Source organism: Halobacillus sp. HZG1, assembly GCF_035818575.1.
GTDB classification, from domain to species: domain Bacteria; phylum Bacillota; class Bacilli; order Bacillales; family Halobacillaceae; genus Halobacillus; species Halobacillus litoralis.
Map to the genome: position 1 here is coordinate 1 of NZ_JAYLVQ010000014.1, position 21,347 is coordinate 21,347.

Genomic DNA, 21,347 nt, shown 5'->3' on the forward strand with positions numbered 1-21,347 from the left:
GGGACAGGTGAGACCCCGGAAGGCGTAGCCTGAGGAGGCTCACCGCCCGCCCCATGGAAAGCGAACCTTTTCCCGGAGCCCTAAACTCTCACAAGAATCTCGAAACTGAGTCTTCAAGAAACCTGCCATTTTCTTTAATAAATAAGAAACATGTCTATTTTTAATTAAGAAAACTTTTGCTTGCTTTACTGTCTGCATCATGTAAAATGGATATATTCATAGATACAAAGGGAGTGCGTGGAATGAAGAGACACTCGGCCTTGTTCATAGTCATCCTGCTTCTTAGTTTCTCTTTGCCGTTCACATACGGTGAACACCACAGCGGCTATTTCAAAGGCGACGTCCAGGAAAGCACTCTACTTGAAACACCGTCCTCAAACGATGATCCAACGGACAAAACATTTGTCCTCCCAGCTTTATTTGGTCTTCTTTTGATTGTACATTTGTGTACCAAAGTCACATCAACATTCGTGAGGACTTTTCGCAAGTTATTTTTTCTGAATCCGGTATTCTATCAATCCAATTATGTGATCCAATACCTTTGATGTTGTCCAAATAAGCCAACACTCAAAGGAGGTTTCACCTATGTTATGGTTCAGAATGATTATGATCGGTATGTTCTCCTTAACAGCCATGTCCTTGTTATCCTACCAGGGAACAGAGATCTACCATGCTTTCCTAGAATTCTTCAGCAAAAAATAATTTTAAACCCATACGCCGTTCAGGCGTATGGGTTTTTTATAGGGTAAATTCCAGTTGGATATCTCTGGGTTCGCGATAATAAATAGCTGAGTTCAGTTCCTGAGCTGGTAGACATCCCATTTTCCGGTAAAACTTCTGGGTTTCCAGAGAGGGATGGGCGCCAATATACAGTTTCTCCGCCCCCAATGCTTTAGCAGCCGCGCAAGCTTCCTGAAAGAGCCGACTCCCTAAACCGGTTCCCCTAAGCTCCCTGGTCACGTGTATGTAGGAAAGTTCCCGGTATATGGACATTTCTCCAAATGGAGCCGCTTCAATCACAGCAAACCCAAAGACATTATGTTCCTTTATTGCTGCTACAACAGCTCCTCCACTTTTTATCACCATCCGGATGTGGTGGATGATCGTCTGTTTATCTTCTTCGCTCCAATGCTCTTCAAATGAATCCGTTTTTTCGTTAAACCTGCCCGATTGTAACACCCATACACGGTCCGTTTTTTGATAACGGTAAAAAGAATCAAGCATGTGAATGTGAACGTTGCCCGTTTTCAATAGAATAATGTTCATTTCCTCTCCCACCCAATCACGGCTTCAAAAAGGAGCCCCGTCATGGCAGCCCCTTTTAGCTTATTTATAAAGAAGATTCAATCGCTCTTCCTCTTCTTTCTTGTCATGATACTCATAAAAACCTACCCCGTTTCCCCAAGGATCTTCAAAAGTCCCCCATTTGACGGGAACCTCTTCGCGTGAATGGATCTCAAAACGGGCAATGTTCAATTCCTGAACCAAAAGGTCCCTTGTCGCCTCAAGGTCTGTAACACCTATTCGGAAAGGCCCACTATTCTTTGAGGGTATGCCCTCTGCCAATTGCAGCCAGAATCCAGGAATGACCTCCCATTCAACGAAACCTTCATGAGGGATGAAATCAGGCTTCTTTCCTAACAGTTTCTCATACCATTGTTGTCCTTCTAAAAGATCAGGCACACGAATTTGGTTGGTTACTTCGAATAGCACGAGCGTTCCTCCTTAGTATTCATTTTTTGTAAAAGTGCTGGGAGTTCAGTCAGATGAGAAATGGAATGGATGCCCAATGATTCTTCCTCTTTCCTATCCTTTTTCCAAACGGCTGTCATCCCTACTTTTTCTGCGGCCTGGACATCGTTTTCCAAATGATCCCCCACATATACACACGCTTCTGGTGGCATTTTCATCTGTTCCATCGCTCGTTCAAATATTATAGGATCAGGCTTTTTCACACCTTCCAGTTCTGAGATGAGGATGGTTTCGAAAAAAGATTGAATACCCAAAGCCTTGATGTTGTCCATTTGGAAACGTCCTTTTCCATTTGTAATGAGCCCCAGGCGAAAGTGGTTTGCGATTAAGTCCAGTAATACTTCCTGCAGTCCTTGAAAAGAAATACAATGTTGACTGAAAGACGCATGATAATCCTGATAGAGTTCTTCTTCTATTTCCTTGCCGAACTCGAGTTCTTGTGCAAGTTGTTGATAAACATAATCCTTAGCCCCGTACCCTTGCTCATCCAATGCTATGAATCTTGAGACGTAACTTTTTCTCGGTACAGACTTGAGAGACTTCTTATAACGGAGGTATTGATGAGTAATAAATTGTTCAACAGAAGCATCACGATCCAAAAGCGTCCGGTCCAGGTCGAAAATGACAGCTTTGATCATAGACGATGTCCTTCTTCTCTCGCTTTTCGATAGCCGTAAAAGGAACAGTTCTCTTCTACTTGAAAACCACAAGACTCATAGAAAGAAAAATTCTCATTCGACGTATGCGCAAACCAATCCCCATGTGGAAGTTTTTCCATACATAGAGAAATGAGTTTATGAGCTAGTCCTTTTCTACGGTATGGTTTCGATACAACCAAGTCCATTATTGTTGCCATCATGACCTGATCAGAAACGACTCGAACCATTCCTACCATTTCTTCCTGATCCCAAACCGTAAACGCCCAGGTCGAGTTCTCAAAGATGAGAGAAAATTTTTCTTCCTGCCACGAAGGGCCTACCTGCGACCAGCCCACCTCTTCAAACAGCTGTTTCACGCGTTTGGCAGGCAATCCACTGGTGCCTTCACGAATCGTTAATCCATGGAAATATTGATACATTGATTATTCCACCGGATACATTCGCTGCAAGAAAGTAACAGATTGAAGGATCAATTTCTTTAAAACCTCTTCATCAATGTCTTCCACCTTGTTAATGTACACACACGCTTTACCACTCTTGTGTTTCCCGAATTTCTCAAGAAGCTCTTCACGTTCCGGATCACCCGTTGCAAAATAAAGACTGATTTTCGCTTTTCTTGGAGAAAAGCCTACCAGAGGGGCGTCACCTTCATGTCCCGTCTTATATTTATAATGATAAGAACCGAAGCCAATGATGGAAGATCCCCACATCTTCGCTTCATACCCCGTTGTTTCAGTAAAAATATCCAACAATCGGTAGGCGTCTTCCCGCTTTTTTGAATGATCCACTTCTTCAATGAATGACATCACACTTTGCTCATTCTGCTTTGTCTTTTGTTCATAAGCCATTTCTCCCACCCCTTTCCCCATGTTCTATACTAGTTCCACCATCTGCCCTCTATCTCCTGTTAAAAAACAAAAGAAAAAAAGAGCCCCTGCAACGGAACCCCCTTTTCACTCATCAACTGACAACTTTCAACTTCGGTTTTCCACGCTCTTGGTTTCCACCCATTACTTTTGTAATATGCTGGACGTCCTGAACCATCTTCGTCATTTTCCTTGTTTCTGAGGCCATTTTGTCAACACGCTCCAGCTGCTGTTTGGAGAGGCGCAAAATGTTTTGGTTTTGACCTTTTCCTTCTTTTGTAAACTGCAGTAAACTTTCAAAAGAATGGGAGAATAGATCGACCGTTGACAAAAGCTGTTGACTCGATGCACTGATTTCATCTGTCTGCTTTTCAACCTCTTCTGACTGCACTAGGATGCCCTTGAAATTTCCTTCCATATTCGTCACATGCTCGAGGCTCGTTTCCATTTTCCTTCTTCCATCACTCGCATGAATACTCGCTTTCGTTACATGCTCACCAATCGCATCAACAATCGAGAAGATGCGTTCCGTTGCATGACCAGACTGTTCCGCAAGCTTCTGCACTTCTTGTGCAACAACGCTGAAGCCTTTTCCATGTTCACCCGCCCTGGCTGCTTCAATAGAAGCATTCAAGGCCAGCAATTTCGTATGGTCCGTGATCGAGGCGATTTCCTTTGTCAGTTCACTGATGTGATTCGAGTAGGTTTGTAAGGCTTGGATGTTATCACTCGTTTCCGTGAAGCTGTTTTCTGTAGAATGAAGGTGGGTCGAAATTTCTGCAAGGGAAGCCTTTCCCTCCTGGGTTGCTGCTGAGGTCTTTTTCGCCTGACCGGATACAACCTCAATACTGCTTGTAATCTGTTCCACAGCGGCTTTTATATCCGATAAATTCAGAGCGCGGTTCTCTGCCTCCTTCACTTGCTCCTCAGCGTTCTGACTCCGCCTTTGCAACAAACCTTCCATCTCATTAAACGATCGTGAAGATTGGTGTGAAGTTTGATTCATAACATCTGTTGTATTTTTCAACGACTTCCCAACCGACTGCAATTGATGAAGGAGCTGATCCGCTTCTGCTTGTTTTTTCTGAGAAAGTTCGGTTAACTCTTTTACATGTGTGTTCTTCTGAAGTATTTGATAGGAGGTTCCGGCACTCGTCAAAATCAAATAAAAAGCATGAAGAGAGAACATGAACCATGAATAATTTTCCGTTCCATAAAAGAAATCCATTCCCCAAAACATGGTCACAAAATGAAAGAGTGCAAAAAGGAGCGTCATCACTGCTATGATTTCTGTTCGATCATAAAAAGCAATTAATGCAACCACAAGAAAGATAGAAAAATGATAGACAACCATTCCTTCACCATTCGTAATCATCCCTATGCTAATGAACGTGAATAAGAGACTCATGAACCACGGGATTGCTGCGTGGTTCCGTTTTTTCAGATAGATGAAGAATGTCATGCCATATAAAAGAAATGGCACAGCCAGGTATGTATATAAAAAAGGAGTATAAGCCTTAAAATCATCTACACTCCAGTTCAGTTGCAAATTTCTGTGAGTCAGATGAATGACCATCATCAACAATAAGCCAACAGCTCCAAACATGAGCATCGTCCGATTCTTTTTTTCTTCCATACTAACCACCCTCAAATGATAAGACTTTGGATTACAAGCACCAATAAAGGATAAAACTTTGAATTCAAAGCTTTTCCCGCTCTAATATATATCCCTAGTCAAAAAAAAATAAACCTCCTGAATGTGGAGGTTTATCATGATCCATGAAGTTCTTCATAAATTTCAGTCACCCAAAAGTGACGCGGGAAAATGAATAAAGTCCAATAATCCTGCCATCCCGGTGTTTCGAGCTCTTGTTTTTCCGCAGGAGGTGTGGGTTTTTCCTTTACCTTTTCCATCTGAGATGAATAGATCTCATCACCATCTGAATCGGTAACGGAGAGCATTCCTGACTCATCGATTTCCGCCCGAACAGTCTTTCCTTTCTGATGGGTGTAAGAAATCTCCTCAGGCAGTTGATAGTCTTCTTTTACACCCGGAAATTTTTCCTCCGGTTTTAAAGTAGACGTTTGATAGTGTTCAAATCCATAGTCCAGCAGTTTCTTCGTATCTTCATAGGACAAATCCTTCGTGCGGCTTTTCATTGTGATCACAATCAAATCCATATGATCCCTGCTCGCACTCGTAGCCAAAGTGAAACCGGATTGAGGAACATATCCTGTCTTCCCACCAGTCACACCCTCATATGGGTCTTCCCTCATTAAACGGTGATGCGTGTATAGCGTGGCGTCCCACTTCTCTCCGTCCCAATCCAAAGTCTCTAACCCATAAATCTCATTGAACGTCTCATTTTTTTGGGCATATTTTGTAATTTGAGCCAGATCTTCCGCTGTCGTCCTATGTTCTGCGTTGAACAAACCGTGTGGGTTCTTGAAATCCGTCTGCTCCACCCCGGCCTTTTCTTCAAGATAAGCATTCAAGTCTATAGAGAACTGTTCGACACTCCCGCTCAAATGCTCGGCAATCGCAACACCAGCATCATTTCCAGAGTTTAAAAGCAACCCCTGGATAAGCTCCTTTAATGTTGCCTGGTCGCCTTCTTCAAGAAAAACACTGGAACCTCCTGTTTCATAAGCCTTTTCACTAACCGTCACTGTCTCGTTGAGATCCCCATTTTCAATGGCATAAATGGCTGTAGCAATCTTTGTTAAACTGGCCGGGTACATGCTCGCCTCTGCATTCTTTTCATATAGAACTTTTCCAGTATTCGCTTCAAGAACCATGGCCGCTTCACTATTAATGGATGGACGATCCGTTTTAGACTGTGCCATCGTTATGTTTGAATTTATACTAAATGTGGTAAATATTGCTGCAATGATTACTATAAGTTTCTTCATTATAATGATGACTCCCCATACACAGTTATTGATTTCCTTAAATCCGCTCTGATTTTAACCATGTATCAGTATAAACATAATTGTCGCAATTTGAAGAAAACACACGGATTTTTAAATAAATTGTAATCCCTCTGTAAACTACTTGGCTATTTCCTGAAAATTTTCCAACAGTTGTTTCTTCAAGGGTGTGAAAATCATCCTCCGTATCGTGGTGTTTGTGATCTATGAAGCCCCGATCGGTCCACACGGAAATCCTGAAATGATTCTTCCATCAATAAATAAATGGAGAGGCTCTAGCTGAGCCCCTCCATTTATGATTAAAGTGAGCGTTGCAGAATATCTACAACTGTTTCACGGTTCATTTCTTTGTACGTCCCGACCCCTGGTTTGATAAATGTTTTTTCAACAATATCATCAAAAGCCTCATCATTGATGTCATAGTCCTGAAGAGAGCTAGGTGCTCCAAGGGAATTCCAAAAGTGGCGTAGTGCCTTCGCCCCTTCTCGCGCAACCTCTACATCTGCCTTGCCTTCAGGATCAATGTCGAAAACATTGATTGCCAGCTGTTTCACTCGGCTTGGATCATCTTCCAATACATGCTCAAGCCAGTTCGGGAACAGAATGGCAAGCCCTCCGCCATGAGGAATATCATAAATGGCGGATACAGCGTGTTCGATACGATGTGTAGCCCAATCCCCACCATCTGTGCCATTCATCAAAGTTCCATTAAATGCAGTTGTACTCAAGTACATCATCGTTTCACGGTGTTCATAGGAATGAAGGTCAGCGATCAACTTCGGACCGGTTTGGATTGCCGTTCGCAAAAGAGACTCAATGAAACCATCAATCATTGGTGTGTTTTCAGTCCGATGGAAGTAGTGCTCCAAAGCATGGGACATGCTGTCGACAATTCCGTAAACGGTCTGGTTTTCAGGTACAGAGAAGGTGTATGTCGGATCAAGGATTGAAAACGTCGGGTACACATGAGGGGACCCCCATCCGAGTTTGTCTTTCGTTTCCCAGTTCGTAATGACAGAAACAGCATTCATTTCAGACCCTGTAGCTGCAAGGGTCAAAACCGTACCAATCGGCAGAGCTTTTTTAATAGGAGCCTCCTGTGTGATTAACTTCCATGCATCCATGTCACTTACTGCCCCTGCAGCAATAGCTTTTGTACAATCGATGACGCTTCCACCACCAACAGCAAGCAAAAAGTCGATGCCTTCGTTTTTACAGATATCGACACCTTTTCGCACTGTTGTCAGTCGTGGATTCGGCTCAACGCCCGATAGTTCATAAACAACAGCCTCAAGCTTTTCCATCTGTTTCATCACTTCATCGTACACACCATTCCGCTTAATACTGCCACCACCATAAACAACAAGAACTTTTGCTTTTGGACCTATCTCATTAGAAATTTGATTAAGTTGTCCCTCGCCGAAGTAAAGTTTGGTAGGGTTATATTGTAAAAAATTATTCATCGTTTCACCTCATCTATTTTTATAGCTTATCTATTGTATCATTCCATAATAAAAGCAGATATCGAATAATGTTGATGGTACTTATCTAAATTTTTGATGACCTCTCATTGTGCTGTTTTAAATGAAGGAAACGGGGAATATTCTTCGTAACATAAAAAAAGGAGTTTTTATACAAATGTCACTCTATATCGAAGTAGATCATGATCGACACATCGACTTATTTGTAGAAGATATCGGAGAAGGCCAGCCGATCGTATTCCTCCACGGCTGGCCACTAAACCATCAAATGTTCGAATATCAGATGAACGAACTACCACAAAAAGGCTACCGTTTCATCGGCATCGACCTTAGGGGCTTTGGTAAATCAGATAAGCCTGCTTTTGGTTATGATTACGATACACTTGCCCACGATGTAAAAACCGTTGTAGAGTACCTGCAACTGGAAAACTTCTATTTAACCGGCTTTTCTATGGGCGGCCCGATTGCCATACGCTATGCTACTAAATTCGCAAACAAAGAATTGGCACAGTTGATTCTTGCAGGCCCTGCTGCTCCGAGCTTCACTCAAAGAGAAGGCTATTCCTACGGCATGAAGAAAGATGAAGTGGACGGTTTAATTGAAGCACTGCAAAACGACCGGCCAGCTGCATTGAAAGACTTCGGCGAAGGTTTCTACCATTCTGATATCTCGCAGCCTTTCGGAGAATGGTTCCATAGTCTTGGTCTTGAGGCATCTGCACACGCTACTCTCGCATGTGCAGAGTCTTTAAGAGATGAAGACCTGCGGGAAGAAGTAAGTCAAATCGAAGTCCCTACCCTTTTGCTTCACGGCAAACATGATGAAATCTGCGATTATGCATTTTCCGAAATACTGAATGATAAGATTCCGAACAGTACACTCGTTCCTTTTGAGAACAGTGGACATGGAATGGTTTATGATGAAAAAGAAAAATTCAATCAAACGCTGCTTGATTTGTTGAAATAAAAGAAAAGGAGAGCCAACTTCTCGTGTTGGCTCTCCTTTTCTTTTTTATTCTTGTCAAAATTTTTTCAAAAACATCAACCCGTCTTTACTAATCTCCTTATTAATCTATCTAGCACCATATTTTTTATATAGGAGAGAAATGAATACTCAGAAGTTGATAATAAATATCCTAAAGGTGCTAATAAAAGTTTTAAAGTCGCTAATAAGTTTCCAGCTTCATATTGATGATACCGATAAATGCCCAAAAGCCAGTGATCAATCCTCATTAGACGGCGGCACCCCTCCCACCTCCTTAATGACCCACCCCTATCCTTGTTAACTATTACGCCAAAAAAAAGCCAGGAAGAGCACAAACACTCTTCCTGGCTGCCATCTTAAGCGATGACCACTTTCTTCGGATTGGCTAGCTTCTGGATCAGCGGCAATCGGGATAGATCCATGTTCCCTCCACTCAAGACAACTCCGCATTGCTGTTGTTCGAACATGTCACACGTACTAAGAAGACCAGCAAGCGCAGTTGCTCCTGCTCCTTCGACCAACGTTTTTTCACGTTCGAGCAGCATCAGCATGGCTTTTGCGATTTCATGTTCTTCCACCGTAATCACTTGATCCACGTATTTTTGGATACACGTGTAAGTGAGTTTACCTCTTTCCTTCACGGCAATTCCGTCAGCAATCGTCGAGACAGATGTCAGTTTTTCAGGTCCTTTTTTGTACAGAGCATTATACATGGACGGAGCTTTTGCGGACTGGACACCAATGACTTTGATGTCCGGCTTCAGCTGTTTGGCTGCGAACGCAATGCCTGCGATCAGCCCGCCTCCCCCGATCGGAACGAACAAACGGTTTAGATCCGGCTGCTGCTGCAGCATTTCAACAGCGACTGTCGCTTGTCCTGCCATGACATCATAATCGTCGAACGGATGGAGAAAGGTAGCACCTGTTCTTTCCTGTTCAAGCAAAGCGGCCTGGTAAGCTTCCTGGAAGGACTCGCCGATAAGAACGACCTTCGCTCCGTACCCTTGCGTCGCTTCCACTTTCGCTCTCGGTGTTCCTTCCGGCATGAAAATCTGCGCCTGGATGCCCCGTTTCGCTGCAGCAAGAGCAACGCCTTGGGCATGGTTTCCGGCAGATGCTGCGATGACACCGCGGGACGCTTCGACTTCTGTTAGACAGGCAACCTTATAGGACGCACCTCGCACTTTGAAAGCACCTGTTTTTTGCTGATTCTCCATCTTCAAGTAGACGTGCTGCCCGGTTTTCTCATTGAAGGTTGTTGATGTTTGCAATGGGGTGCGGTGCACCACCTCCTGCAATTGTTCCTGTGCATCCATTACTTTAGCTAGCGTTAAGAAATCCCCAACGTCTTCACTCCTTTGTTTTGTTTTTCATACTGGTCGATTTTGTCTTCATACGTCAAAGTGACAGCAATTTCATCCCAGCCGTTCAAAAGCATTTCTTTGTGATAGGACTGGATGTCGAAGGACACTTCAAGGTCACCGTCATCAATGGTCTGTTCTTCCAAATCGACCTTCACTTCATACTTCTCTTTCGTCGCCTTTTCCATCAGCTGATCTACAACCGGCTTCGGCAACTGAATCGGGAGGATTCCGTTTTTGAAGCAGTTGTTGTAGAAAATGTCGGCGAAACTCGGGGCGATGACCACTTTAAAGCCATAGTCCTGAATCGCCCATGGTGCGTGTTCCCTGGAGGAACCGCACCCGAAGTTTTCACCGCCGACAAGAACAGAAGCACCATCATACTTTGGGTCATTCAAAGAAAAATCTTCCCGACGTGTTCCATCCTCGTTAAATCGCCAGTTATAGAAGAGGAACTGGCCGAACCCCTGGCGTTCAATCCTTTTCAAAAATTGCTTCGGAATGATCTGGTCGGTATCGACATTCGATCGATCCATAGGGTAAACCAGACCACGATGTTGTTTGATCGGTTCCATCTCTTCACCCTCCTACCGTACTGGCGTATTTTCTGACATCGACAAAATGACCTTCCAACGCTGCCGCTGCTGCCATTTCCGGACTGACCAGATGGGTACGGGCACCATTTCCCTGGCGTCCCTCGAAATTACGATTGGAAGTGGAAGCACAGCGTTCGCCAGGTGGGACGATATCATCATTCATCGCTAGACACATGCTGCAGCCGGCATCGCGCCATTCAAATCCTGCGGTCAAGAAAATTGTATCCAAACCTTCCGCTTCTGCTGCATCTTTGACGGATTTGGAACCAGGAACGACAAGAGCTCTCACACCTTCATGAACGCGACCGCCACGCACAATTTCAGCCGCTTTGCGCAAATCGCTTAATCTGGAGTTTGTGCATGAACCGATGAACACGTGCTCGACAGGAATCGATTCGATGCTCTGGTTTGCTTCAAGCCCCATATATTCGATAGCACGTTCGATTCCATCACGATCCTCTTCCACGGAATCAGGATCAGGGACGCGACCACCGACAGGAACACATTGGGAAGGATTCGTTCCCCATGTCACCTGTGGTTCAATCTCGTCGGCATGAATGGTAAGCGTCTGGTCATATTCGGCACCTTCATCAGAAGCTAAAGCAAGCCACTGCTCAGCTGCTTCATCAAAAGCTTCCCCTTCCGGTACATAGCGTTTGCCTCGCATGTAATCGACCGTCGTTGCATCAGGACTAATCAATCCAGCTCTTGCTCCTGCTTCGATAGACATATTGCATACCGTCATGCGTTCCTCCATTGAAAGATTACGGACCGCTTCACCGGTGTATTCAATCACATGACCTGTGCCAAATCGGACACCATACTTCCCGATAATGGCAAGGATTAAGTCCTTCGCAGTAACGCCTGTTCCAAGCACCCCATCAACATTGACTTGCAGGGTTTTCGGTGGTGCCTGCCATAAGGATTGGGTCGCAAGCACATGCTCCACCTCACTCGTACCTATTCCGAAAGCCAGTGCACCAAACGCGCCATGCGTGGAAGTATGACTATCCCCACAGACGATCGTTTTCCCCGGTTGAGTAAGCCCAAGTTCAGGTCCGATGACGTGTACGATTCCCTGGTCCGGGTGGTTGATGTCCGCCAGACGAACCCCAAATTCTTCGCAGTTCGCTTTCAAGGTTTCCATCTGTTTCTTGGAAACTTCATCTTTGATGACATTCCGATGGACCGTCGGTACGTTATGATCCATCGTCGCATACGTACGATCCGGTCTTCTCACTTTCCTTCCGGCCATCCGCAATCCTTCAAACGCCTGGGGAGAGGTCACCTCATGAATCAGATGCAAGTCGATGTAGAGGAGGTTCGGCTTCCCTTCTTCTTCATGGACGACATGCTGATCCCAAATTTTTTCTACGATCGTTTTTGGATGACTCATTCCGTTCCGCTCCCTTCCTGTTTATACGTAACAACGCATGATATTTTCTGTGGTATCACTTGTGCTGATTTGATCAACCACTCGTCGAGCCAATTCACTTCCACTGACGACGGTACCCCCGACAAGATCAATATCTGCCGTGTGGTATCCCTCATTCAACACTTCCTGTACAGCCGCTTCCACTTGTTCTGCTTCCTCTTCCATTCCGAAAGAATGCTTCAGCATCATGGCTATAGAAAGAATACTGGCGAGAGGATTCGCTTTATTTTCTCCAGCGATATCAGGAGCAGAACCGTGCACCGGTTCGTAAAGTCCGACGCCTGTTTCATTTAAACTGGCAGATGGCAGCATGCCGAGCGATCCCGTCAATACAGAGGCTTCGTCACTCAAGATATCTCCGAACATATTCTCTGTCACAATGACATCAAAGTAAGCGGGATTCGTTACTAACTTCATTGCAGCGGCATCTACAAGCATATGTTCAACCTCTACATCTGGGTACTGCGCTTTTTTCTCCTCCACAACTTCCCGCCACATCCGGCTGGACTCGAGAACATTCGCTTTATCGACAGATGTGAGGTGCTTTCTCCTCACTTTGGCACTTTGGAAAGCCTGCTCCACGATTCTTTCAATCTCCTGTCGATCGTAGGCCAGTGTATCCACAACCGACTTCCCGTTGTTTCGTCTTTCTCTTGGTTCACCAAAGTACAACCCTCCGGTCAGCTCGCGGACGATCAATAGATCGCTTGCCGCGACGACCTCCTGTTTCAAGGGTGATGCATGGAGCAACTGCGGAAACGCTTTGACAGGACGGAGATTTGCAAACAACCCGAGTTGTTTACGAATCCCGAGCAGCCCTTTTTCCGGCCTCATATGACCAGGAAGCTGATCCCACTTCGGACCACCGACCGCTCCAAGGAAGATGGCATCTGCTTTTCTTGCAGCTTCGACTGTATCCTCCGGGAGAGGAGTTTCATGATTGTCGATCGCCACTCCCCCGATGTCATGATTCTCAAAAGTAAAAGTGTGCTGGTATCGATCTGCGACCGACTGCAACACATTCTTTGCTGCTTTTGTCACTTCTGGACCGATTCCGTCTCCTGGCAAAAGTACGATATGTTTTTCCATGTGCATCCCCCTTTAGTTATACTTGGACTTTTTGATAATTCACCATTTTACTTCTATATAATGTGCGGTTCACAGCGTTCAAGAAGGCATGAGCCGATGCTTCCAGAACATCCTGCGCAGATCCCCGGCCGGACGCTTTGACTCCATCAACCGTTAGTTGAACGTGGACTTCTGCTAAAGCGTCGCGTCCTTTACCAATCGAACTCAATTGATAGTCCTGCAAATGAACATCTGCATCAATCAAGTCATCCAGCGTATTGTAAATCGCTTCTACGCTTCCTTCACCGGTATTGGCTTTCTCGACTTCTTCTCCATCCGGTCGTGTCAAAAGGACGGTCGCGGTCGGACGGTTGATGCTGCCATATTGAACCTGGAAGGCTTTCAACTCGTATTTAGGCTGATCTTCGTTTTCCGTCTGAGTATCTGTCAAAATGGCGAATAGATCATCATCCGTTACTTCTTTCTTCTTACCTGTCAGTGTCTTGAATGATTCAAAAGCTTCCTTCAGCTTGTTTTCGTTAAGATCAAATCCGAGTTCTTCCGCTTTTTGTTTGAACGCATGCCTTCCGGAGTGTTTTCCTAACACCATTCGATTGGAATCGATGCCAACCATCGCTGGGGTGATAATTTCGTAAGTCGTGGACTCCTTCAACATGCCGTCCTGATGAATCCCGGATTCGTGAGCAAAAGCGTTTCGTCCTACGACGGCTTTGTTGCCTGGCACCTGCATCCCTGTCAGGCGGCTGACAAGATCACTGGTACGTTTGATTTCTTTCAGCACAAGACCTGTTTCAAAGTCGAAACGATCTTGACGGATTTTCAATGCAACAGCAATTTCTTCAAGTGCTGCGTTCCCCGCACGCTCGCCAATTCCGTTAATCGTCCCTTCAATTTGTCTCGCTCCGTTTTCAATCGCAGCAAGGGAATTGCTTACCGCCATTCCCAAATCATCGTGATTGTGTGTCGACAAGATTGCCTTGTCGATGTTGGGTACGTTTTCTCTTACATATCGGAAAAGACGGCCAATTTCGTCAGGTGTGGTAAAGCCGACCGTATCCGGCAGGTTGATGACACTCGCTCCTGCGTCGATCACCTTTTCAATGATTCGGACGAGAAAATCTTGATCGGATCGGAGCGCATCTTCTGCGGAAAACTGCACGTGTGGAAACTTCTCTTTCGCATAAGCGACCATTTCCACCGCTTTTTCCACCACCTCATCGGGTGTCTTCTTCAGTTTGTGAGTCATGTGAATCGGGGAGGTAGCGATAAAAACATGCAATCTTGGCTCCGCTCCGCCTTTTAATGCTTCCCATGCAATGTCAATGTCACGTTTGTTGGCTCTCGCTAAGCCTGTTACCGAGCAACCACGGACGGTATCAGCAATCTCTTTGACCGCTTCAAAATCGGCTTGAGAGGAAGCGGGAAAACCCGCCTCCATGATATCTACACCTAAACGTTCCAGCTGTTTGGCAATTTCCACTTTTTCCAAACGATCCAAATTGACACCAGCGGATTGTTCTCCGTCTCTCAAGGTTGTATCGAAAACATTAACGTGAGCCATGTGTGACCACATCCTTTTCTTTGGATTGGGACTTCTTGACAAACGGCATCAGTTCACGGAGCTCTCTACCCACCTTCTCGATTTGATGATTGTTTTCGCGCGCATTGATTGCATTGAACTCTGGACGGTTCACCTGGTTCTCCAAGATCCATCCTTTGGCAAATTTCCCTGTCTGGATGTCTGTCAGTACATCTTTCATGCGTGCTTTTGTACTTTCATCAACGACACGTGGACCGGATACGAAGTCACCCCACTGGGCTGTATCGGAGATGGAATAACGCATACCCTCAAGTCCGCCTTCGTACATCAGGTCAACGATCAATTTGAGCTCGTGCATACATTCGAAGTAGGCTACTTCCGGTTGATAGCCGGCTTCTGTCAACGTTTCAAAACCAGCTTTCACAAGACTTGAAAGTCCTCCGCAAAGGACCGCCTGCTCACCGAATAGATCCGTTTCCGTTTCTTCCTGGAAGGATGTTTCAAGGACGCCTGCCCGGCCACCGCCAATTCCTTTCGCATAAGCAAGCGCAATTTCTTTCGCTTCCCCAGTGACGTCTTGCTCGACACCAATCAGTGCCGGTACACCTGCGCCTTCTTCAAACGTACGGCGGACAAGGTGTCCTGGTCCTTTTGGCGCTACAAGGAACACATCAACATCTGATGGAGGAACAACCTGGTTGAAGTGGACATTGAATCCGTGAGCGAAAGCGAGTGCTGCTCCGGACTTCAAATTCGGTTTAATGGACTCTTCATAGACTCTCGGCTGATATTCATCCGGCAGAAGAACCATGACCACGTCAGATTCCGCTACAGCATCGGCCACACTTTTCACTTCAAGTCCGTCCTGTTCTGCTTTATCCCAGGACTTACCTTTACGAAGACCAACAACAACGTTATGTCCGCTTTCCTTCAAGTTTTGTGCGTGGGCATGACCTTGAGATCCGTAACCTACAACAGCTACCTTCTTATTTTTTAGTACCTCGTCTTTGATATCGTTGTGATAATATACGTGTGCCATTTTTACATCCATCCTTTCGGGAAATTATTTTAATAGAGAGTAAGATTTGAATTCTGCTACTTGCGGCTGATGACCGCGGGTGAATGCGGTTAAGCCTGTTCTGGCAAGTTCTTTTATGCCATAAGGCCTTAACAGATCGATGAGCGCATCGACCTTATCCGATTTACCCGTCACCTGAACCGTAACGCTTTCTTTACTGACATCAATGATTGATGCACGGAACGGTTCGATGATGCCCTGGATTTCGCTGCGGATCTGTGGGTTGCTGATCACTTTCACCATCGCGAGCTCACGGGCGACAATCGCTTTGTCTGTGATGTCGGAGACTTTCAGAACATCGATTTGCTTGTTCAGCTGTTTAGTCAGCTGCTCGAGCTTGCGGTCATCCTCCACTTCCACGACGAACGTCATTTTCGAGACGCCTTCGGTCTCTGTACGTCCGACAGAAATGCTTTCAATGTTGAATTGCCTTTTGGCAAGTAATCCTGTCACTCGGTTCAGCACGCCGCTTCGATTATGGACGGTTGCTGTGACGATTCGCTTCATCGTTTCACCCCAATCATTTCGTGTAGTCCTTTTCCTGGTGCAATCATCGGATAGACATTCTCTTTTTGAAGGACACGGCAATCGATGACCGCCGGTTGGTCATCCCCCAGTACTTTAGGCAATACTTCTAAAAGTTGTTCCTGGGTTTCAATCTTATAGCCTGGGACTTGATAGCTTTCTGCTAGTTTCACAAAGTCCGGCTGTACATCAATGATGGATTCTGAGTATCTTTCACTATAAAACTTCTCCTGCCACTGTCTTACCATTCCTAACGCCTGATTGTTGACAATGAGCACTTTGACAGGCAGTCGACGTTCCTGCAGAACCGACAGTTCCTGAAGTGTCATCTGAAAACCACCGTCTCCGACAACAGCTACGCAGGTGGAATCCATGTCGGCCAGCTGTGCTCCGATGGCTGCCGGGAACCCATAGCCCATCGTTCCAAGTCCGCCTGAGGTGACCCAGCGGTTCGGCCGGTCAAATTGATAATATTGGGCGGCCCACATTTGGTGCTGCCCGACATCTGTCGTAACAACCGCCTCTCCCCCGGTATATTCATAGACTTTCTGCATGAGCCATTGAGGAACGATGAGTTCATCCGGCTGATCATGCCAGAGTGGATAATCAATTTTGTTCTGACTGATTGCATCCATCCACCCTTTGTGGTTCAGCCCTTTCACAGTCTTAGCGTTTAAAGCTTCCAACGCTGCTTTACCATCCGATACGATAGGAATGTGAGTCGGAATGTTTTTCCCAATCTCAGCAGGGTCAATATCAATATGAGCAACCATCGCGTTCGGTGCGAAGTGCTTTAGATTACCTGTCAGTCTGTCGTCAAACCGTGAGCCAATATTGATCAGCAGATCGCATTCGTATAGAGCGGTGTTTGCGGAATAAGTTCCGTGCATCCCAGCCATTCCAAGGGACAAATCACAGGAACCCGGGTAACTTCCAAGTCCGAGTAGCGTAGTCGTAACAGGCAGTTGATAGTTTTGAACAAAGGTTTTCAACTCTTCTGAAGCGCCGGCATGAATAACACCAGACCCTGCAAGGACCACTGGTTTTTTTGCTTCGACCAGGGCGTCGTGCAATTTGCTGATCTGAAGAGGATTCGGCTTGACGGTCGGCTGGTAGCCCGGCAAATGAAAGTCACGCTTTACTTCCTTTGCATAAACCGTTGAACTGATGTCTTTCGGTATATCCACAACGACTGGCCCTGGTCTTCCAGTCGTCGCGATATGAAAAGCTTCATTCACAATTCTTGGCAGGTCCTCAATCTCCTGAACTTGATAATTATGTTTGGTAATTGGAGTCGTAATTCCCATGATGTCTGATTCTTGGAATGCATCGGTTCCGATGACACCTTTCGCTACCTGACCGGTAAAAATAACGAGTGGAATGGAGTCCATCATCGCATCTGCAATCCCAGTAACTAGGTTTGTCGCTCCTGGGCCGGACGTCCCGATCACAACTCCTGCTTTTCCGGATACCCGGGCATATCCCTCTGCTGCATGAATCGCTCCTTGTTCATGTCTTGGCAGAATATGATCAAAGCTTCCTTCCGCCCGGTAGATGGCATCATAGATTGGTAAAACTGCGCCACCTGGATATCCGAATAACGTTTCGACACCTTGACCGATTAAAGCTTCCACGAGTAAATCGGCTCCTGTCTTCGTCGCGGTCTGCTGTTCCGCACTTGCCTGTGCCTTCATTTTTTCATCCCTCCTGTATTGACCCTATCTTTTTATGAAAATCGGAAATGACCACTGGTGCCTTTCCGATTCAAACCTTTCGCCTTTCGAACAAAAAAGAGACCTTCTTCCTCCTCAGATTCCCGCAACACAACAACAGTGTCGTAAGAATATGAGGGGTGAAAAGGTCTCTCTTTACTTCCACGGTACCACCCTCATTCGTGAAGCTATTTGTATTAAGCTCCACCTCATGGGATTCAATATGAACCCCTTTTGATAACAGGTGCGGTGAGACACCTGGTCCCGCCTACTGGATGAACGTTCGGCGTGGACACTCAAGGATGATGTCAGAATAAGATGTATTTCCGGGCTTCCAGCAACCCCGGCTCTCTGGGAATACATGCACTTATTCCTTTATTCCTTTCATCGTGTTCGTGTGATTTATTTTTCAAATGCCTCAACTCTGCTCGGCGTTCCTCTACTAACTAACGTTCGCTTGATCTTTGCTGTACACTTTGTATCCATCTGTAGTTGTTACTTTTCTGAATTCTGAAAGCAAGTGGTTTGTGACAACACCTGGCTTCCCATCTCCAACTTTTCGCTGGTCGACTTCTACGACAGCGATCACTTCTGCAGCTGTGCCTGTCAAAAATACTTCATCGGCGACGTAGACATCGTGTCTCGTAAACGGCTGCTCTTTGACTTTGTAACCTTTTTCTTCAGCTAAATCGATGATGGCGTTTCTCGTGATCCCTTCCAAAGCACCTAGATAAGTCGGGGGTGTCAAAATCGTTCCATTCTTCACGATGAAGATGTTGTCAGCAGAACCCTCGGTCACATAACCTTGGTCATTGAGCATAAGCGCTTCATCAACCCCAGCCTGATTGGCTTCCATTTTTACAAGGATGTTGTTTAAGTAATTCAACGATTTCACTTGGGGCGGTAACACGTCCGGGCGATTTCTTCTGCTTGATACAGAAGCTAGCCGGACCCCGCGTTCATATAATTCTTTCGGAAACAAAGCGAGTGCTTCAGCAATGACAACCAAGCGTGGATTTGCACAGCTGGAAGGGTCCAGACCCAGATTGCCGGCGCCTCTGGAAACGACGACACGGATATATGCGGTTTCCAACTGGTTGCGGCGGACGGTTTCAGCAATAATCTCTTCGAGTTCCTCCTTGCTTTGTGGAATCTCGAGCATGATCGACTTCGCTGAATCATAGAGACGGTTCAAATGTTCATCAAGCTTGAAGATGTTGCCTTCGTATACGCGAATTCCTTCGAACACCCCATCTCCATATAAGAAACCGTGATCATAAACGGAAACGACGGCTTCTTCTTTCTTCACGTATTCGCCGCTCATATAAATCCATTGGCTGCTCATTTTCAGCACTCCTTTCTTTTATAGTTTAATGTTTGAAATGACTAAAGAATGATAAAGAAAATGTGGACCCTTCTGGTAAGTGGTGATCTTACATTTTCAGGGTCCCAATCTCAGGTCTTTCACATGAATCAACCTGACGATTGAAGTAATCGATGTGGTTGATTGAGGACTACTTTAAACCCATTTCGAGGGAAGGTCAACAGGTTTTCTTCAAATTTTCTGAACACTCTAAAGATTCAATGAATAGGTGAAGCGCTTACACCGTTGGGAGGCTTGGCATCACGTGTCTTTTTCTCTTTTCTTTTTTTCTTTTTTATCTCAAATGAGGCGAAATCCAGTGAAAAATTTCCAATCATCAGCAGGGTGTCAAAGGGGCCATTCATCTTCTTTTTATAAAACACTTTCTGTCAAAGAATGTCTCAAATTAATAAAAGTAGACATCCGCCCTGCCTTCGAAGCCTGTCCCCTCATACTGTGTCGTATAGGATTAAAAAAGGTGGTGAAAGATATGGGCTGGTATGGTGGCTGCGGCGGATACGGCGGCGGTTACGGCGGTGGATACGGAAGCACTTTCGTATTGATCGTTGTATTGTTCATCCTTTTGATTATCGTAGGAGCATCTTTCTACAACTAAAAAACCTTTTCGTGTGAACCACCTTTACCCGTTATAAGTGGTTCACACAAAAGCGGATGGTATCCAAACACCTTTCCGCTGATCAGGTGTGTATAAAAAAGAACCAGAGGTCATCACCACCTTCTGGTTCATTGTTCGTTATCTTTGCAATTGAAAGAATTCGGGAGAAAAATTGTTTTCTCAATATAGGTTTGGTTATAATAGACGTCGAGACATATTCTCTACAACCTCTACCTGTAGAATGTCTCCCTCTTTCAAAACCAGAGCGTCTACGCTCTGGCTTTTTTTATGTACACAAATGTTTATTATATCAATATAATGAGCATACTCTTTTTTGTAGGCCGGTTTCATCATGTATTTCATCGCCGCACACCGGCCTGCATAGTAAGCATAAGTAGGATATCCATGATTTTCAACGATAACGATGAAACAAAATAAAAAAAGAAGCGATTCGCCAATGATCGATGGCCGGTTCGCTTCTTTTTTTATGTAACGCCCATTATGGAATGGCTGGGTTTTAATTTTCCACCGCACTCTCTCTTTGATATTCCAAGTTGATGAAAATCTGCTGCAACTCAGGCAAAGTCATCTCCATCGTCCTTTTTCCAAAGGCATCCTCCGTGTAACCTAAATCCCGCAATTGATCAATCAAATAGAACCTCTCTTGATATGCACCTTCGGGGGGATAAACTGACGTGAGCATCCAATCAACTCCTGCACAAAGATTATTTTATAAGTTCTTTCTATTCTCATACCCCTTATTCCTCTTTTAAATCACACAAAGTTATCTAAATTATCTGATTTTAATAAAAGGATTAGATATGAACCTCTTAAAGAAGCAGCAGATCAACAATCTTTAATAAGTTCTTCCGCTTTATTAAATTTTGTTAAGTTCTATTTTCACATAAGCTCCCTTTTCTTGAAGACTCAGTTTCGAGACTTTTGTTGAGTGACGGGGGCTGCGGGGAATAGCTCGCTTTCCGCGGGAGCTTGGTGAGCCTCCTCGGACTGCGTCCTGTGGGGTCTCACCAAGCACTTTTTTCCCGCAGGAGTCTCGCCATTCCCCTCCGCCCCTTTGACATAGAAGTATCTCGAAACCACTTCCCGAATCATCAGCTATTCAGTTTGATGGAATATCATTATAAACTCCCATGCAGAGACACTTGAACCCTGAAAGCTTGATACAGAGCGTTTTTTGGTTACAATAATCGAGGTAGCGAGATATCATCCTACTTGGGAAAGGGGTTCGTTAGCCCCTTCATCTGATGGGGTGGTTGGGAAGCTGCGAGACTCCCGTGGGAGAAAGGAGATCGGCGAGATCCCGCAGGGCGTAGCCCGAGGAAGCTCGCCACTCCCCC

Annotated in this window: 22 protein-coding genes; 3 read left to right on the plus strand and 19 right to left on the minus strand. The window is 45.3% G+C overall.

Annotated elements, in window-relative coordinates; translation table 11 throughout:
• Positions 1–242 precede the first annotated feature (242 nt).
• Positions 243–545, plus strand: a complete 303-nt coding sequence (locus VKA52_RS01305; RefSeq protein WP_326313928.1) for a hypothetical protein — start codon at positions 243–245, stop codon at positions 543–545.
• A gap of 193 nt (positions 546–738) precedes the next feature.
• Here the strand turns inward: VKA52_RS01305 and VKA52_RS01310 are convergent, their stop codons facing one another.
• The 8 genes from VKA52_RS01310 to VKA52_RS01345 all read right to left on the minus strand — a co-directional run bounded on the left by VKA52_RS01310 (position 739) and on the right by VKA52_RS01345 (position 7,671).
• Positions 739–1,266, minus strand: a complete 528-nt coding sequence (locus tag VKA52_RS01310; protein ID WP_326313929.1) for a GNAT family N-acetyltransferase — start codon at positions 1,264–1,266, stop codon at positions 739–741.
• 60 nt (positions 1,267–1,326) lie between these two features.
• Positions 1,327–1,713 (minus strand): VOC family protein, encoded by a 387-nt coding sequence (locus VKA52_RS01315; protein ID WP_326313930.1) that lies wholly within the window; start codon positions 1,711–1,713, stop codon positions 1,327–1,329.
• Positions 1,698–2,390, minus strand: a complete 693-nt coding sequence (locus VKA52_RS01320) for an HAD family hydrolase (protein WP_326313931.1) — start codon at positions 2,388–2,390, stop codon at positions 1,698–1,700. Before VKA52_RS01320 ends, VKA52_RS01315 begins: the two co-directional genes overlap by 16 nt.
• A complete protein-coding gene (locus tag VKA52_RS01325; RefSeq protein WP_326313932.1) occupies positions 2,387–2,830 on the minus strand; it encodes a GNAT family N-acetyltransferase in 444 nt (147 codons plus the stop codon). The genes VKA52_RS01320 and VKA52_RS01325 overlap by 4 nt, the downstream gene beginning before the upstream one ends.
• 3 nt (positions 2,831–2,833) lie before the next feature.
• Positions 2,834–3,259: a DUF1801 domain-containing protein gene (locus VKA52_RS01330; RefSeq protein ID WP_326313933.1), complete on the minus strand. Its 426-nt coding sequence runs from the start codon at positions 3,257–3,259 to the stop codon at positions 2,834–2,836.
• A 112-nt stretch (positions 3,260–3,371) separates the two neighbouring features.
• Entirely contained in the window at positions 3,372–4,913 is a 1,542-nt protein-coding gene (locus VKA52_RS01335) for a methyl-accepting chemotaxis protein (protein ID WP_326313934.1), read from the minus strand.
• A gap of 134 nt (positions 4,914–5,047) precedes the next feature.
• Entirely contained in the window at positions 5,048–6,190 is a 1,143-nt protein-coding gene (locus VKA52_RS01340; protein ID WP_326313935.1) for a D-alanyl-D-alanine carboxypeptidase family protein, read from the minus strand.
• A 317-nt stretch (positions 6,191–6,507) separates the two neighbouring features.
• Positions 6,508–7,671 carry an iron-containing alcohol dehydrogenase gene (locus tag VKA52_RS01345; protein WP_326313936.1) on the minus strand — a complete coding sequence of 388 codons (1,164 nt, stop codon included), beginning with the start codon at positions 7,669–7,671 and terminating at the stop codon, positions 6,508–6,510.
• 175 nt (positions 7,672–7,846) lie between these two features.
• On the opposite strand from VKA52_RS01345, the gene VKA52_RS01350 reads away from it, so the two are divergent.
• Entirely contained in the window at positions 7,847–8,656 is an 810-nt protein-coding gene (locus VKA52_RS01350) for an alpha/beta fold hydrolase (RefSeq protein WP_326313937.1), read from the plus strand.
• A gap of 374 nt (positions 8,657–9,030) precedes the next feature.
• On the opposite strand, the gene ilvA is transcribed toward VKA52_RS01350, so the two are convergent.
• From ilvA to ilvE, 9 genes are all read right to left on the minus strand, one after another.
• On the minus strand, positions 9,031–9,990 hold the full coding sequence (ilvA, locus tag VKA52_RS01355) for a threonine ammonia-lyase (RefSeq protein ID WP_326313938.1): 960 nt from the start codon (positions 9,988–9,990) through the stop codon (positions 9,031–9,033).
• A gap of 14 nt (positions 9,991–10,004) precedes the next feature.
• On the minus strand, positions 10,005–10,610 hold the full coding sequence (gene leuD, locus VKA52_RS01360; protein WP_326313939.1) for a 3-isopropylmalate dehydratase small subunit: 606 nt from the start codon (positions 10,608–10,610) through the stop codon (positions 10,005–10,007).
• Positions 10,611–10,614: 4 nt separating this feature from the next.
• Complete coding sequence (gene leuC / locus VKA52_RS01365; RefSeq protein WP_326313940.1) at positions 10,615–12,027, minus strand: 3-isopropylmalate dehydratase large subunit; 1,413 nt, start codon at positions 12,025–12,027, stop codon at positions 10,615–10,617.
• A gap of 21 nt (positions 12,028–12,048) precedes the next feature.
• On the minus strand, positions 12,049–13,155 hold the full coding sequence (gene leuB, locus VKA52_RS01370) for a 3-isopropylmalate dehydrogenase (RefSeq protein ID WP_326313941.1): 1,107 nt from the start codon (positions 13,153–13,155) through the stop codon (positions 12,049–12,051).
• Positions 13,156–13,171: 16 nt separating this feature from the next.
• On the minus strand, positions 13,172–14,716 hold the full coding sequence (locus VKA52_RS01375) for a 2-isopropylmalate synthase (RefSeq protein ID WP_160912135.1): 1,545 nt from the start codon (positions 14,714–14,716) through the stop codon (positions 13,172–13,174).
• Positions 14,703–15,734 (minus strand): ketol-acid reductoisomerase, encoded by a 1,032-nt coding sequence (gene ilvC, locus VKA52_RS01380; protein ID WP_160912133.1) that lies wholly within the window; start codon positions 15,732–15,734, stop codon positions 14,703–14,705. Before ilvC ends, VKA52_RS01375 begins: the two co-directional genes overlap by 14 nt.
• A 24-nt stretch (positions 15,735–15,758) precedes the next feature.
• Entirely contained in the window at positions 15,759–16,280 is a 522-nt protein-coding gene (ilvN, locus tag VKA52_RS01385; protein ID WP_089654003.1) for an acetolactate synthase small subunit, read from the minus strand.
• Positions 16,277–17,992, minus strand: coding sequence for a biosynthetic-type acetolactate synthase large subunit (gene ilvB / locus VKA52_RS01390; RefSeq protein ID WP_160912131.1), 1,716 nt, complete (start codon positions 17,990–17,992; stop codon positions 16,277–16,279). Before ilvB ends, ilvN begins: the two co-directional genes overlap by 4 nt.
• A 460-nt stretch (positions 17,993–18,452) precedes the next feature.
• Positions 18,453–19,355 (minus strand): branched-chain-amino-acid transaminase, encoded by a 903-nt coding sequence (ilvE, locus tag VKA52_RS01395; RefSeq protein ID WP_160912129.1) that lies wholly within the window; start codon positions 19,353–19,355, stop codon positions 18,453–18,455.
• Positions 19,356–19,863: 508 nt separating this feature from the next.
• Here ilvE and VKA52_RS01400 point away from each other — a divergent pair.
• The gene (locus tag VKA52_RS01400; RefSeq protein WP_160913727.1) at positions 19,864–19,989 is read left to right on the plus strand and encodes a YjcZ family sporulation protein; all 126 of its coding nucleotides are present in this window, start codon (positions 19,864–19,866) and stop codon (positions 19,987–19,989) included.
• 195 nt (positions 19,990–20,184) lie between these two features.
• On the opposite strand, the gene VKA52_RS01405 is transcribed toward VKA52_RS01400, so the two are convergent.
• Together VKA52_RS01405 and VKA52_RS01410 are read right to left on the minus strand one after the other, a co-directional pair.
• A complete protein-coding gene (locus tag VKA52_RS01405) occupies positions 20,185–20,523 on the minus strand; it encodes a hypothetical protein (RefSeq protein WP_160912127.1) in 339 nt (112 codons plus the stop codon).
• A complete protein-coding gene (locus VKA52_RS01410; protein ID WP_160912125.1) occupies positions 20,507–20,692 on the minus strand; it encodes a hypothetical protein in 186 nt (61 codons plus the stop codon). Before VKA52_RS01410 ends, VKA52_RS01405 begins: the two co-directional genes overlap by 17 nt.
• Positions 20,693–21,347: the final 655 nt, after the last annotated feature.

Bases quoted from the DNA above. Each gene is read 5' to 3' on its own strand.
- VKA52_RS01305 (WP_326313928.1), top strand. From the start codon at position 243: ATGAAGAGACACTCGGCCTTGTTCATAGTCATCCTGCTTCTTAGTTTC.
- VKA52_RS01310 (WP_326313929.1), bottom strand. From the start codon at position 1,266: ATGAACATTATTCTATTGAAAACGGGCAACGTTCACATTCACATGCTT.
- VKA52_RS01320 (WP_326313931.1), bottom strand. From the start codon at position 2,390: ATGATCAAAGCTGTCATTTTCGACCTGGACCGGACGCTTTTGGATCGT.
- VKA52_RS01325 (WP_326313932.1), bottom strand. From the start codon at position 2,830: ATGTATCAATATTTCCATGGATTAACGATTCGTGAAGGCACCAGTGGA.
- VKA52_RS01330 (WP_326313933.1), bottom strand. From the start codon at position 3,259: ATGGCTTATGAACAAAAGACAAAGCAGAATGAGCAAAGTGTGATGTCA.
- VKA52_RS01335 (WP_326313934.1), bottom strand. From the start codon at position 4,913: ATGGAAGAAAAAAAGAATCGGACGATGCTCATGTTTGGAGCTGTTGGC.
- VKA52_RS01340 (WP_326313935.1), bottom strand. From the start codon at position 6,190: ATGAAGAAACTTATAGTAATCATTGCAGCAATATTTACCACATTTAGT.
- VKA52_RS01345 (WP_326313936.1), bottom strand. From the start codon at position 7,671: ATGAATAATTTTTTACAATATAACCCTACCAAACTTTACTTCGGCGAG.
- VKA52_RS01350 (WP_326313937.1), top strand. From the start codon at position 7,847: ATGTCACTCTATATCGAAGTAGATCATGATCGACACATCGACTTATTT.
- ilvA (WP_326313938.1), bottom strand. From the start codon at position 9,990: ATGGATGCACAGGAACAATTGCAGGAGGTGGTGCACCGCACCCCATTG.
- leuD (WP_326313939.1), bottom strand. From the start codon at position 10,610: ATGGAACCGATCAAACAACATCGTGGTCTGGTTTACCCTATGGATCGA.
- leuC (WP_326313940.1), bottom strand. From the start codon at position 12,027: ATGAGTCATCCAAAAACGATCGTAGAAAAAATTTGGGATCAGCATGTC.
- leuB (WP_326313941.1), bottom strand. From the start codon at position 13,155: ATGGAAAAACATATCGTACTTTTGCCAGGAGACGGAATCGGTCCAGAA.
- VKA52_RS01375 (WP_160912135.1), bottom strand. From the start codon at position 14,716: ATGGCTCACGTTAATGTTTTCGATACAACCTTGAGAGACGGAGAACAA.
- ilvC (WP_160912133.1), bottom strand. From the start codon at position 15,734: ATGGCACACGTATATTATCACAACGATATCAAAGACGAGGTACTAAAA.
- ilvN (WP_089654003.1), bottom strand. From the start codon at position 16,280: ATGAAGCGAATCGTCACAGCAACCGTCCATAATCGAAGCGGCGTGCTG.
- ilvB (WP_160912131.1), bottom strand. From the start codon at position 17,992: ATGAAGGCACAGGCAAGTGCGGAACAGCAGACCGCGACGAAGACAGGA.
- ilvE (WP_160912129.1), bottom strand. From the start codon at position 19,355: ATGAGCAGCCAATGGATTTATATGAGCGGCGAATACGTGAAGAAAGAA.
- VKA52_RS01400 (WP_160913727.1), top strand. From the start codon at position 19,864: ATGGGCTGGTATGGTGGCTGCGGCGGATACGGCGGCGGTTACGGCGGT.
- VKA52_RS01410 (WP_160912125.1), bottom strand. From the start codon at position 20,692: ATGCTCACGTCAGTTTATCCCCCCGAAGGTGCATATCAAGAGAGGTTC.